At 66.3% G+C, this 12,964-nt stretch carries 10 protein-coding genes; 2 read left to right on the top strand and 8 right to left on the bottom strand.

The annotated features are described in order from the left end of the window. Positions 1-6: 6 nt before the first annotated feature. The 5 genes from AC5Y5Z_RS19720 to glgX all read right to left on the bottom strand — a co-directional run bounded on the left by AC5Y5Z_RS19720 (position 7) and on the right by glgX (position 5,883). Positions 7-1,131, bottom strand: a complete 1,125-nt coding sequence (locus AC5Y5Z_RS19720) for an FAD-dependent oxidoreductase (protein ID WP_499926993.1) — start codon at positions 1,129-1,131, stop codon at positions 7-9. Continuing rightward, the gene (locus AC5Y5Z_RS19715) at positions 1,128-2,036 is read right to left on the bottom strand and encodes a DUF1295 domain-containing protein (RefSeq protein ID WP_499927092.1); all 909 of its coding nucleotides are present in this window, start codon (positions 2,034-2,036) and stop codon (positions 1,128-1,130) included. Before AC5Y5Z_RS19715 ends, AC5Y5Z_RS19720 begins: the two co-directional genes overlap by 4 nt. A 104-nt stretch (positions 2,037-2,140) precedes the next feature. Beyond that, positions 2,141-2,416, bottom strand: a complete 276-nt coding sequence (locus AC5Y5Z_RS19710) for a DUF4235 domain-containing protein (RefSeq protein ID WP_463825337.1) — start codon at positions 2,414-2,416, stop codon at positions 2,141-2,143. Between the two features lie 73 nt (positions 2,417-2,489). Then, on the bottom strand, positions 2,490-3,644 hold the full coding sequence (locus AC5Y5Z_RS19705) for an NAD(P)/FAD-dependent oxidoreductase (RefSeq protein WP_499918631.1): 1,155 nt from the start codon (positions 3,642-3,644) through the stop codon (positions 2,490-2,492). Between the two features lie 73 nt (positions 3,645-3,717). Next, complete coding sequence (gene glgX, locus AC5Y5Z_RS19700; RefSeq protein WP_499918633.1) at positions 3,718-5,883, bottom strand: glycogen debranching protein GlgX; 2,166 nt, start codon at positions 5,881-5,883, stop codon at positions 3,718-3,720. 319 nt (positions 5,884-6,202) lie between these two features. Between glgX and AC5Y5Z_RS19695 the strand changes: the two genes are divergently transcribed. Further along, positions 6,203-7,708: a glycoside hydrolase family 183 protein gene (locus AC5Y5Z_RS19695; RefSeq protein WP_499926990.1), complete on the top strand. Its 1,506-nt coding sequence runs from the start codon at positions 6,203-6,205 to the stop codon at positions 7,706-7,708. A gap of 5 nt (positions 7,709-7,713) precedes the next feature. Here the strand turns inward: AC5Y5Z_RS19695 and AC5Y5Z_RS19690 are convergent, their stop codons facing one another. From AC5Y5Z_RS19690 to AC5Y5Z_RS19680, 3 genes are read right to left on the bottom strand one after another with little or no spacing between them, the layout of a single operon-like run. Next, positions 7,714-8,544 (bottom strand): SDR family NAD(P)-dependent oxidoreductase, encoded by an 831-nt coding sequence (locus AC5Y5Z_RS19690; RefSeq protein ID WP_499926988.1) that lies wholly within the window; start codon positions 8,542-8,544, stop codon positions 7,714-7,716. Between the two features lie 45 nt (positions 8,545-8,589). Further along, the gene (locus AC5Y5Z_RS19685; RefSeq protein ID WP_499927090.1) at positions 8,590-9,981 is read right to left on the bottom strand and encodes a fatty acid desaturase family protein; all 1,392 of its coding nucleotides are present in this window, start codon (positions 9,979-9,981) and stop codon (positions 8,590-8,592) included. 28 nt (positions 9,982-10,009) lie between these two features. Beyond that, complete coding sequence (locus AC5Y5Z_RS19680; protein WP_463825342.1) at positions 10,010-11,107, bottom strand: ferredoxin reductase; 1,098 nt, start codon at positions 11,105-11,107, stop codon at positions 10,010-10,012. A gap of 365 nt (positions 11,108-11,472) precedes the next feature. Here AC5Y5Z_RS19680 and AC5Y5Z_RS19675 point away from each other — a divergent pair, with 365 nt between their 5' ends. Then, positions 11,473-12,855: a serine/threonine-protein kinase gene (locus AC5Y5Z_RS19675; RefSeq protein ID WP_499926986.1), complete on the top strand. Its 1,383-nt coding sequence runs from the start codon at positions 11,473-11,475 to the stop codon at positions 12,853-12,855. Positions 12,856-12,964 lie beyond the last annotated feature (109 nt).

Genomic DNA, 12,964 nt, shown 5'->3' with positions numbered 1-12,964 from the left:
CTCCTCTCAGTCGGCGGGGCTGTTCTCGCGCACGCCGCGGTAGATGCCCCACCGGACGATCCAGGGCATCACGACGTGCTCGACCGCCCAGGCCGGGAAGCGAAAGGCGCGGCCGGTGGGGAAGAACACCTCCAGCCCGTCGGGTTGCGGCCCCACCAACGAACCCCACCGCCGGGTGGGTGCCCGGAAGTCACGTAACGGGCGTCCGGCCAACCAGGCGCGAATATTGCGGCTCAGCAATGCATCCCCGCGATTGCGGGCTGAACTGCGCAGCGGATCGGTAGCCGCCACGTCCCCGATCGCGAATACGTCGGCATGCCCGGGGACCTGCAGCTGGGGGGTCACCCGGACGAAGCCGTGCTCGTCGAGCAGTTCGGGCGGCAGCCAGCCGGTATTGGGTCGTGCCCGCCCGATCGCCCAGAGCACGGCCGCAGCGACGGCCGGGGCCTGCCCGGTGCTCCACCGGACCGGCTCATCGGTGATCACCTCCCCGGCGAAGCCGTCGGGAACCACGGCGCGGTGGCCGGGATGCAACCCCACCCCGAGTTCGAACAACCGGGCATGGACGCGTTTCCAGATCCGCGGGTGATACTCGCCCAGCGGGCGGTCGCCGGGAAAGTACAGGTCGACTTTCTTGTCCGGCCAGGTGGTGGCCAGGTTGACGGCACTGCTGACCGCGGCGGCACCGCCGCCGACGACGATCACCGACTCGGCGTCCGCCAGCTGCCGGTGCGCCGCGTCGAGGTGTGCGGCGACCTCGGCAGGTGACTGCAATGTGGGTTGCCGCCAGAATCCGTTGCTGACCCCGGTCGAGATCACCAGTGCGTCGTACTTCTCGGTGACGGTGCTGCCGTCCGCGCGCCGGGCGAAAACCGCCCGGGCGTCCAGGTCCACTCCGGTCAGTTCCGCCTGCACCGTCCGCACTCCGTCGAGTCGGCGGAACCGGTCGAACGGAATCCAGTAGTCCCGCGCCCAGTCCCCGGGGCGGGCCAGTCGAACCCCGAGTTCCTGACCGCTGACCAACCCGGGCTTGACCGAGATGCCAACCACATCAGCGTGCGGGGCCAGCCGGATCGCGGTCAACACGCCGACATCGCCCAGCCCCGCGACAACGACACGGTTGCGGCTCACGCCCGGGCTTTCGGAACCGGTCGGGGCACGAACCGCGGCACCCGGTCGATGACGTCCTGATAGTCCGGGCGGCGTTGCAGGCTGCGCTGCTCCATCATCGGGATGCTGGCGCCCAGGAACATGGCCAGGATCGCCATCGCGCCGAGGAACAACCACCACGCGTCCGACGGCGACGCGGCAACTCCGAACAGCGCAAGGGAGAACCAGAAACTGAACTCCCCGAAGTAGTTTGGATGCCTCGACCAGCTCCACAACCCGCGGGTCATCGCCTCGCCGGGACGCCGGTCGCGCACGAAACGATGCAACTGCACGTCGGCGACGAGTTCGAGGGTTACCGCCGACATTCCGACGACGAACGCAAGGACCGTCAGCCACCGGATGCCGGTGCCGGGGTGGGTCACGCAGACATAGACCGGCACGGTGGCCGCGAACACCTGCACGGTCGGGATGAGGTGGATCGCGACCAGGTCCACGACGAACTCCCAACGTCCGGCGCGCTCGCGGAACATCGGGTAGCGCCAGTCCTCGTGGTGCAGCCCGGGGAATCCGTAGACCCAGTTCGCCGTCAACCGCACGCCCCACCAGGTCATGACCACGGCGACCAACCAGCAGCGCAACTGGTCGACGCCGGGACCGGCCTGACTCCACCAGAAGAACGTCAGCAGCGGCGGGATGACGCTCCAGTACGCGTCGTAGAAGCTGGAATTGCCGAAGGCGCGACTGAAGGCGAACACCACCAGGGTGGCCAGCACGTCGGCGACGAAGGTGTCCAGCCAGAGTCGGCCGGTCGTCGGACCCCACGCCAGCCAGGCGGCGGCCGCGGCGACGGCGACCAAGTACGCGACGGCGATCAGCGCCAGTGAGCGCGTCTTGCTCACCGCCGAATCACCGCTGCGGCTGCGCATCTCGGTGGTGCTGATCCGAAGCCATCCGGTCTCCTCGCACACGGGGCCCGGGTGGTCCCGATCGGCAGAACTGTAACACGTTCTAGTGTTGCTGCCGGGGTTCGCTAGGGGACGGGGGACTCGTTCGTCACGGCCTGGTAGCCGCGGGCGCCGGCCCGGTCGACGGCGGCTTTCACCACGCCGAAGATCAGCCCCTGCAGTCCGGCGCCGAGCAGGGCGGCGCGCGTGGAGTTGCTGAGGTCCTTGGGATCCGGCGGTGCCTGGTCGTCGTTGCTGAAGCGCTTCCACACCTGGCTGAAAACAGCGCCGGCGAGAAGCCCTCCCGTCACGCTGGTGACGATCGACAACGGCATGTACAGCGTCTTGGACTTTGCGCTCATGACGATCCTTCGTTCTGGACTGGTAGGGGTCACATACCCCGCGACGACGCCGGTAAATCGGCGGCGCGGGTCGTCACTGCATCGGCACCGGTGCCGGACGGGACTCGGCGATGAACCGCTCGCCGAGGTCGTAGTCGTCGTCGGCGTTGTAGGTCAACACGCCGACCGTGGCACCGCCGGCTTCGTACCAGACGGTGAAACCGTCGGAATGCTCGACGAGGCGGCAGCGTTCGAAGCCGTCACCCCACGCGTGATACTTGACCGTCGCATCGCCGATCGACGTCCAAAAACCGGGCACCGCATCCCATTTCGCATCGTTGCCGGCCGCGGCGGCACCGGCTGCGGCACCCTGGTCATCCGCGTCCTGCCAGTGTTCGACGGCCAGGTGGCGTTCGGCCAGGGCGTGGCGTGCCAGAGCGACGTCGCCGGCGGCGAACACGCCGCGGACCGAGGTGGCCAGGTCGGTGCCGACGACGATGCGGTCGTCGCGCACGTCCAGGCCGGCTTCGGCGGCGATACCGCTCTGCGGAGCCACGCCGGTGGCCGCCAAGACCAGATCGCAGTCGATGGTGACGCCGTTGTCCAACCGCACCCCGGTGCGGGTGACTTCTTCGACGCTGACCCCGCCGACGTGCCGGGCACCGGTCTCGGCGACCAGCCCGGCCAGGCGTTCGGCGGCCTCCTTGCCGAGTCGGCGTTCCTGCGGAAGCGGTTCCGGCGCAACAAGAGTGACCGCCACGTTGCGCAGCGCCAGGGAAGCGGCGGCCTCACAGCCGATGAACCCCGACCCGATCACGACGGCGGAGTCGGCGCCTTCCGCGGCGGTGCGCAGCGCAGTTGCGTCGGCCAGTGACCGCAGCGGCAGCGCATACTCGGCGCCGGGAAAGGGCGGGGTCACCGGGGCGGCTCCGCACGCCAGCACCAGCGACTCGAACGGATAGCGCTGCTGACCGACGTGGACGGCCCGCTCGGCGAGGTCGAGGCGGTCGACTCGCGCATCGAGGGTGAGGTCGATCGCCCGGTCACGGAACCACTGCACGGGGTGCAGCACGACGTCATCGGTCTCCCCGCGCAGGTATTCCTTGCTCAACGGCGGACGGAGGTAGGGCACATCGACGTCAGCGCTGAGAATACGCACGGGTGTGTCGGGACGGTGTTCGCGAAACGACGCTGCCGCCGCGACTCCCGCCGGTCCGCTGCCTACGACGATCAATCCGAGGTCGGTCACCTCGCAGAGATACCCGCACCCGGTGAGCTCAACCGGGGGTGGCGGCAACCGAGAGCCTGGCCGCAGGTCGCGCCTATTCGGGCTGCTGCAACTGCAGCAACACCACCGCTCGGCCTTCGACGGTGATCTTGCCCTTGGGCGGGAGCGCGTCCGGCGACTCCACCCGGCCGGTGTCGACCGCCGTATCGAGCACCGGCAGCCAACTCGGCCCGAAATCGTCCGGGGGAAGGACGAATTCGATCGGCTCGTGGTGTGCGTTGAAGCACAGCACGAAAGAGTCGTCGGTGATTCGCTGGCCGCGCGAGTCGGTGCCCGGAATGCCGAGGCCGTTCAGGTACACCGCCACCGACTTGCCGAATCCGGAGTCCCAGTCCTCGTCGCTCATCTCCGAACCGTCGGGACGGAACCACGAAATGTCAGGTATGCCGGCGGAACCGCGGTGGCGCACCGGGGCGCCGGTGAAGAAACGCCGCCTGCGGAACACCGGGTGCTCGGCCCGCAGGGCGGTCACCATCCCGGTGAACTCGATCAGATCCTGGTCGGCATTGTCCCAGTTGATCCAGGTCAATTCGGAATCCTGGCAGAAGCCGTTGTTGTTCCCATGCTGCGTACGGCCGAGTTCATCACCGTGGCAGATCATCGGCACACCTTGCGACAGAATGGTTGTCGCCAGGAAGTTGCGTTGTTGCCGGGCGCGCAGCGCGTTGATTTCCGGATCCTCGGTGGGTCCCTCGGCGCCGCAGTTCCACGACCGATTGTGCGATTCGCCGTCGTTGTTGTCCTCGCCGTTGGCCTCGTTGTGTTTTTCGTTGTAGGACACCAGGTCTCGCAGGGTGAACCCGTCATGAGCGGTGACGAAGTTGATCGATGCGACCGGGCGGCGCGCGGTGTGCTCATAGAGGTCGGCCGAACCGGTGATCCGGGATGCGAACTCGCTGAGGATGGCGTCCTCGCCGCGCCAGAAGTCGCGAATGGTGTCGCGGTACTTGCCGTTCCATTCGGTCCACTGCGGCGGGAAGTTGCCCACTTGGTAACCCCCCGGACCGACATCCCACGGTTCGGCGATCAGCTTGACCTGGCTGACGATCGGGTCCTGCTGCACCAGTTCGAAGAACGCCGACAGGCGGTCGACGTCGTAGAACTCACGAGCCAGTGTGGACGCCAGATCGAAGCGGAATCCGTCGACATGCATCTCGGTGACCCAGTACCGCAACGAATCCATGATCAGTTGCAGGGTGTGCGGGTGGCCGACGTTCAGGCTGTTGCCGGTGCCGGTGTAGTCCATGTAGTACTGCTTGTCGTCGTCGACCAGACGGTAGTAGGCGGCGTTGTCGATGCCGCGCATGGACAGCGTGGGACCGAGGTGGTTGCCCTCAGCGGTGTGGTTGTAGACGACATCGAGGATCACCTCGATGTTGGCCTCGTGCAACGCGCGGACCATCGCCTTGAACTCCTGAACCTGACCGCCGGGTGTGTTGCTCGCGGTGTATTTGAAGTCGGGGGCGAAGAATCCAATTGTGTTGTAGCCCCAGTAATTCGACAGGCCCTTGTCGATCAGTGTCGAGTCGTTGGCGAAATGGTGCACCGGCATCAGTTCGATGGCGTTGACGCCGAGATTGGTCAGGTGCTCGATGATCGCGGGATGCGCGATCGCCGAATAGGTGCCGCGAATGCGCTCCGGAATGGCGGGGTGCGTCTGCGTCAGGCCTTTGACATGCGCCTCGTAGATGACGGAGTCGGCGTACTCATGGCCGGGCGGACGGTCCACCCCCCAGTCGAAGTACGGGTTGATCACCACCGATTTGGGCATGTTGGCCGCCGAGTCGTCGTCGTTGCGGCTGTCCGGATCACCGAAGTTGTAGCTGAACAGCGACTGGTCCCACTGGAATGAGCCGTCGATGGCCTTCGAATACGGGTCGACCAGCAGCTTGTTCGGGTTGCAGCGCTGGCCGTTGCCCGGATCGTAGGGACCGTGGACCCGGTAGCCGTACCGCTGACCGGGCTGCACGCTGGGTAGAAAGCCGTGCCAGATGAATCCGTCGACTTCGGGGAGCGCGATCCTGGTTTCGGCGCCGTCGTCGTCGAACAGGCAGAGTTCGACCCGCTCGGCTACCTCGCTGAAGACGGCGAAGTTGGTGCCGGACCCGTCGTAGGTGGCACCCAGTGGGTAGGCCTTGCCCGGCCAGACTTCGGGCCGGTCACCGTCGGTTGCCGATCCCTGCGGACTGCCATTACTCACTATCGTGCCTCCTGGGATTGTCGGGGGCCCGATCCGAACCGCGACCTGCGCCTGTTTTCCCCCTGTCGGGGCGGCTTAAGCATGAGATGTCTCTCAGTTCCGCCGGCGGGGCGGCGACGTCGGGGACAGCCGGGTCCTGCGGTCGAACTTGCCTGGGCACAACCGGTTTCGCGGACCGAACGGTCAACGGCGGGGTTGCGACACGATCACGGACGTATACCTATTGCCTGCTCATTGGTCACAAGGGTCACATCGCTCACTATCGTCACATCATCCCGTGCGGACGTCAATTCAGCGTCCGACCCCTGAAAGGTGTGACATGTCGGCGATTCCTCGCTTTGTCTCGGTATCGCTGGCGGCCACGGCCGCTGTCGGGCTGATCCTGCCGATCAGCCTCGCGCCCGGCCTGGCTCCCACGGCGCACGCGTTGCCGTGCAGCGCACCGGAGGCAAACGTCCCGCCGCCGGCCAACGCGGTGGTGACCAACCCCGGTGGCAAGGTGCTCGGCCCGCTCAACAAGCGACCCCGGGGCGCGAACGACCGTGCGCCGCTGCCCAGGGTGGGACCGCTGCAGCGGGCCCAGCAACCGGGGCAGCGATACTCCGCGCCACTCCAGCAGCAGGCGCGGGTGCCGAACGCCGCTCCGGCGCCGCCCGCCCCGGCCCCGCCGGCCGCGGCCCAGCAGCCCCCGGCCGGGGAGATCGCCCCCGAAGCCGCACCGCCGCCGAATCCGGCACCGGCCCCGGAAGCCGCTCCAGCGCCGGGAGCGCCGGATGCGATGGGCGCGCTCGGCGGGTCCAACACCTCGCTCGTCGAGTGGGTGACCGGTCCGGAAGGCCCCAACAAGACTCTCGAGCGCTTCGGCATTTCCGGGACCGACCTCGGAATCCTCTGGGACAACGGCGATCCCGCCAACCATCAGGTGCTGATGGCCTTCGGCGACACCTTCGGCTACTGCGCCGTCAAGGGCGACCAGTGGCGCTACAACGTGCTGTTCCGCAGTAACGACCAGGACCTGTCCCACGGGCTGCATGTGAGCACCGGCGACCCGTCCAATCGGTACGCCGGTTCACCGACCCAGCAGCCCGGCTTCTCCCGACAGGTCATCAACAGCATCAAGTACGCCAAGGAAGAGACCGGCATCATCCCGACCGCCGCCATCTCGGTCGGCAAAACCCAGTACATCAACTTCATGTCCATCAGGGACTGGGGCCGCGACGGGGAGTGGTGGACGAACTATTCCGGCATCGCCATGTCCACCGACAACGGCCAGACCTGGTCGGTGTACCCCGGCACCATCCGGGCCAACGGGCCCGACGCCGCGCGGGTGCCCTACGTGGAGGGCAACGAGAACTTCCAGATGGGGGCGTACGTCAAGGGCGGGGACGGCTATCTGTATTCGTTCGGCACGCCCAACGGGCGCGGCGGCGCGGCGCACCTGTCGCGGGTGCAGCCACGTTTCATCCCCGATCTCACCAAATATGAGTACTGGAACGGTGATTCGAACTCCTGGGTACCGAACAAGCCGTCGGCGGCCACACCGGTGATCCCAGGGCCGGTGGCCGAAATGTCGGCGCAGTACAACACCTATCTCAAGCAGTACCTGGTGATGTACACCAATGGCGCCAACGATGTGGTGGCGCGGACCGCGCCGACACCGCAGGGCCCCTACAGTCCCGAGCATCTGCTGGTGTCGAACTTTCAGATGCCCGGTGGGGTCTACGCACCGATGATGCATCCGTGGTCGACCGGCAAGGATGTCTACTTCAACCTCTCGCTGTGGTCGGCATACGACGTGATGCTGATGCACACCACGCTGGGCTGAGCGAGTCAGGGCGCGAGCGGTCGATTCGTCCATTCCCGGCCCGCCCGCCGCGAGGACCGGAACCAGCCGCCGGCCGCGCCGGTGCCGCCGTCGGTGGGGATGGTGTGGCCGGTGACGAACGCCGAGAGGTCTGAGGCCAGGAACAGGATCACCCGCGCCTGATCGTCGGGCACACCCATCCGCCCGACCGGAACCCACTGCGGCCACTGGGTCTGCTCGGCGGGGGACAGCCACTGCGAGTAGGGCACCTGCAGTGACTCGGTGACGTCAGGGCCGATGGCGTTGACCCGGATGCCGTCGCGGCCTACCTGTACCGCCAGACTGCGGGTGAATTGGACGACTGCGGCTTTGAAGGCGGCGTACACCGGATCCTCGGGGTAACCGCGCAGACCCTCGACCGACGATACGTTGACGATCGCGCCGGCCTGCTGGTCGATCATCGCCGGCAGGAACGCGCGGGTGACCAGGAAGACGTGGTGCAGGTTCACCCGGTAGAGCTCGTCCCACAGCTGCGGGTCGGTGCCGGCGAAGCTGCCCGGGTGCCGTACCCAGTGCCCGACATTGTTGACCAGCACATCCAACCGGCCGTAGTGCTCGAGCACGGCTGCCGCCAGCGCGCTGACCTGATCGGCTTCTCGCACGTCGGCCGTCACCGCGTGGGCGTCGATGTCGGCGGCGACCTGCTCACTGCGATCGGGGTCGATGTCAGCGATCACCACCTGCGCGCCGTGGGCGGCGAACAGCCGCGAGGTGGCCGCGCCGATGCCACCGCCGCCGCCGGTGATCAGGGCTACCCGGCCGGCGAGCAACCGGCCGCTCTGCGCTGCCTGATCCATGGGTACATCCTGGGTCACGGCGGCGGGGGTGATGCGCGGTGTTGGTCAGTCCTTGCCGCGGGGCGGTGGCTGTACCTCGACGCCGCTCTTCTTGTCTTCGGGTCCGGCGTCGGGGTGCTCGGCGGGTACCCGGTCCCGGAACCGGCCGGCCTCGCTGGCTTGCTGATCCGGGGTGGAACGGTTCTCGCTGCGGTACGGGCCGGGCTTCGGCCGCGGCTTACCGCCGGGCAGAGCCAGCCGAAAGATAGTGCGGTGCACCGTAAACCACTGCTTGGAGAACCGCCCGGTGTTGTAGGGCAGTTCGTAGCGTTCGCAGATGTCCTTGATCTTCGGTGCGATCTCGGAGTACCGGCTGGCCGGCATGTCCGGGTAGAGATGGTGCTCCACCTGGTAGCCGAGGTTGCCGCTGATCACGTGGAACAGCGGGCTGCCGTCAATGTTGGCGGCGCCGACGAGTTGGCGTAGGTACCACTCGCCACGGGTTTCGTCCTCGACTTCTTCTTCGCTGAATGTATAAGTCTGGTCGGGGAAATGCCCGCAGAAGATGATGGCGTGCGCCCAGACATTGCGGATGATATTGGCCAGCGCGTCGGCGGCCAGGGTACGCAGATAGGTGCTCTCTGCCCCGGGCAGTACTTTGTCCAGGAACGTCGCCGTGCCGCCCAGGCGGCTGGTGCCGGGGAGCTTGCGCAGGCGGCGGCCGAGGCGGGACTGCGCGGGCTGATCCAGGCGCCCACCGGAGGCGAGTTGCACCAGCGCAAAGGCGCCGGCGCTGATCAAGGGCCAGCCGATGTAGTCCTTGATGACCTGCGAACGCACTTTGACCCCAATGCCTTTGAGGTCTTTACGTACCTCTGACCATGGCTTCTCCCGGGCCCGGATCGCTTCGATGTCCATGTCGTGCACCGCCACGCCCCACTCGAACAACAGCGTGAGCAACAAGTTGTAGAGCGGTTGTCCCAGGAAATAGGGCCGCCATTCCTGGTGGGGATCGATCCGCATGATCTCGTAGCCGAGATCCTTGTCCTTGCCGCGGATGTTGGTGAAGGTGTGGTGAATGTAGTTGTGCGAGTGCTTCCACGATTCCGCGGTGGAGGCGGTGTCCCAGTCCCATTTGGAAGAGTGGATATCGGGGTCGTTCATCCAGTCCCACTGCCCGTGCATGACATTGTGACCGATTTCCATGTTCTCCAGGATCTTGGCCATACCGAGGCAGGCGGTGCCCAGCACCCACGCGGTCCGTGACCGCGAAGCCAACAGCAGCACCCGGCCGACGACGACGATCTGGCGTTGCGCGGTGATGACGGACTTGATGTAGCGGCGATCGCGCTCGCCGAGGTCGGCGAACACCTCGTCGTGAATGGCATCGAGTTCTTTGCCGAGCTTTTCCCGTTCTTGTTCGCTCAGATGGGCGAACGGGCTTTGCGAGCGTTGCATAGTTGAGGTCACTTCGAGTTCCTTTCGATCACAGTTCGAGTTCGACGTCGCCCTCGGCGCTGTTGATGCAGATCCTGACGTCCTGTCCGGTGGGTTCGCTGACCTCGCCGGAGCGCAGATCGCGTAGCTTGCCCGATTTCAGCGTCCCGACGCAGGTGTGGCAGATGCCGATTCGGCACCCGTGGTCGAGTTCCAGTCCGGCGTTCTCCCCGGCTTCCAAAATCGATGTGCCGCCGTCACATTCGACCTTTTTGTCGCTCTTGAGGAAGCAGACCTCGCCGCCCTCGCCGTCACCGGCGTCGCCCCCGATCTTCGGCTGGAACCGTTCGTAGTGGAGGCGATCAGGATCGCCGTTCTCCTCCCAGTGTTCGATGAGCGCGTCGAGCATCTCCTCCGGTCCGGAGCAGAAAGCCTCACGCTCACGCCAGTCGGGAACCTCCTCGTCCAGGTCGCCGGGTTCGAGTCGACCACGGTCCCCGGTCAGGCGGATGTCCAGGCGCATCTGCTCATGTCGGTCGTCGAGCTCCTCCAGGACCGACAGGAACATCACCTGCTCGCGGGTACGTGCGGAGTGGATGTGCACCACGTCGCCCAGTTGGTCGCGCCGGTCGAGGCTGCGCAGCATGCTCATGATCGGGGTGATGCCGCTGCCGGCGCTGATGAACAGCATCTTCTCGGGCAACGGGTCGGGCAGCGTAAACACGCCCTCGATCTCGCTGAGCCGCACCAGTTCGCCGGGTTGAATTTTTTCCACCAGGTAGGGCGACACGACGCCGCTGTCCACTTTCTTCGGGGTGACACTGATCAACCCGTCGGCAGGCTCGGGATCCGAGGTCAGCGAATATGCGCGCCAGTGGTAGACGCCGTCGATCACCAGGCCGAGTCGTACGTACTGCCCGGGCTTGTGACCCGGCCATTCGTAGCCCGGCCGGATCAGGATGCTCGCCGCTTCCGAACCCTGTTTCTCGACCCGCTCGACCTTTCCGCGCAGCTCCTTCGTCGTCCAAAGCGGGTTGATCATCTCGATGTAATCGTCGGGCTGTAGCGGCTTGAACAGATTCCGCACAGCTTTGAGGAACAGACGACGGCCGCGGGGTACTTGAGGCTGAGCTCCACGTTCTGCCATTGGTCCAATAGTACACAGTTGTTCACTGAAAACCAGTAGACCCTCAAAAGTCTTGGGGCACAACATGAATGCATACAAGAACTGGACGCGAAAAATTCCAGGCGTTCACCGACTACCTGCTGGGGCTGAGCAGGATGCGCCTGGCGTCTGCGGCTGCATGACCGCAACCGCCATGCCCCGTCCGCGCGCGGCTCAAACCTCCGGAGTCAAACTTTCTGCACCGATACGCGCCTGATGCGACGACGGGCCGTCGGCCCTGCGCCCCGGTTGGGCGGTCGAATGGACCTCGCCGGCAGCCGCGCCCCACGTCCGTGACGGTCACAATGCCGGGTTTGCCGAGCCCTGGGGCAGGCTACTATGCCGCCATGCCGCTCGACGAAGGCTCGACCTTTGCTGGATACACCATTGTCCGGCAACTCGGGTCCGGCGGTATGGGCGAGGTTTACCTGGCGAAACACCCCCGACTGCCACGCCAGGACGCCCTGAAGGTGGTCAAGGCCGATGTTTCGGCCGACCGGGAATACCGGGAGCGGTTTCACCGGGAGGCTGAAACAGCCGCCGCCCTGTGGCATCCCCACATCGTCGCCGTGCACGACCGCGGCGAAACCGACGGTCAGCTGTGGATCGACATGGACTACGTCGACGGGACCGATGCCGGTGCGCTGCTCGACGAGCGGTATCCGAACGGTATGCCAGGTCCCGAGGTGGTCGAGATCATCACCGCGGTGGCTGAGGCGCTCGATTACGCCCACGAGCACAGGATGATCCACCGCGACGTCAAGCCGGCCAACATGCTCATCGCGCAGCCCGACTCACCGGACCGACGGATATTGCTGGCCGATTTCGGGATCGCCGGACTGGTGGGCGAGTCGACCGGTCTGACTGCGACCAACATGACGGTGGGCACCGTCGCCTACGCGGCGCCGGAACAACTCATGGGCAACGACCTCGACGGCCGGGCCGATCAGTATGCCCTGGCGGCGTCGGCCTATCAGCTGCTCACCGGGACACCGCCGTTTCAGCATTCGAACCCCGCCGTGGTGATCAGCCAGCATCTCACCGCGGCACCTCCGCCGATAGGGGAGCGCCGTCCCTCCCTGGCCGATCTGGATCCGGTCTTCAGCAAGGCGCTGTCCAAGGATCCCAAGGACCGCTACCTACGTTGCATCGATTTCGCACGGGCGCTCGGCCACCATCTCGGTGACACCGGCGACGCCGACGAAACCAACGTGTCGCTGCCCGCAGTGACGGCGCCACCGCGCTGGTCGCTGTTGCGGCCCGCCGTTGTCATCCCGGGGGTGTTGGCGATTCTGTTGGTCATCGCCGTCGTCTTCGCGTTGCAGGAGTTTCTGCGTGCCGACGAAGAAGAGCGGGCGGCGACGGCCGCGCAAACCACGACCACCACCAGTGCCAACGCCACGCCGGCGCCGTCGGCAGCTGCCCCGCCCGAGTTGCCCTTCGTCGCCATCGGTGCCGAATGCGCCCTGCTCGGCGGCGAGGGTCAGACCACCGCCCGGGTCAAGGCGTATTGCTCCCCGTTGCAGGGCAGCAACAAAGAAACCGGCATCTGGTCGCTGACCGAAGGCCCGGTGGCCAGTCCCACCGCCACCTCTGCGCCGGGACCGGGCGAAACAGCGCTACCCAGTGAGCAGGAGACACCGGTCCAGGTGTGCGTACAGCAGACCGGGCAGACCCGATTGCAATGCCTGGAGGACATTCGCCGCGGCAGCGTCCCACCGCGCCGCTAACCGAATGCGCCTACCGCGGCGGACCACCTGCGCCCCGGATATTCAGCAGGGATAACGGTCGCGGAACGCCCGCGGTGGCGCCCAACTCACGCCGAGTCGGTCGGTAACA

The sequence above is a fragment of the Mycobacterium sp. NGS29 genome, from assembly GCF_059812965.1.
This window is presented reverse-complemented; position numbering and strand designations above follow the sequence as displayed.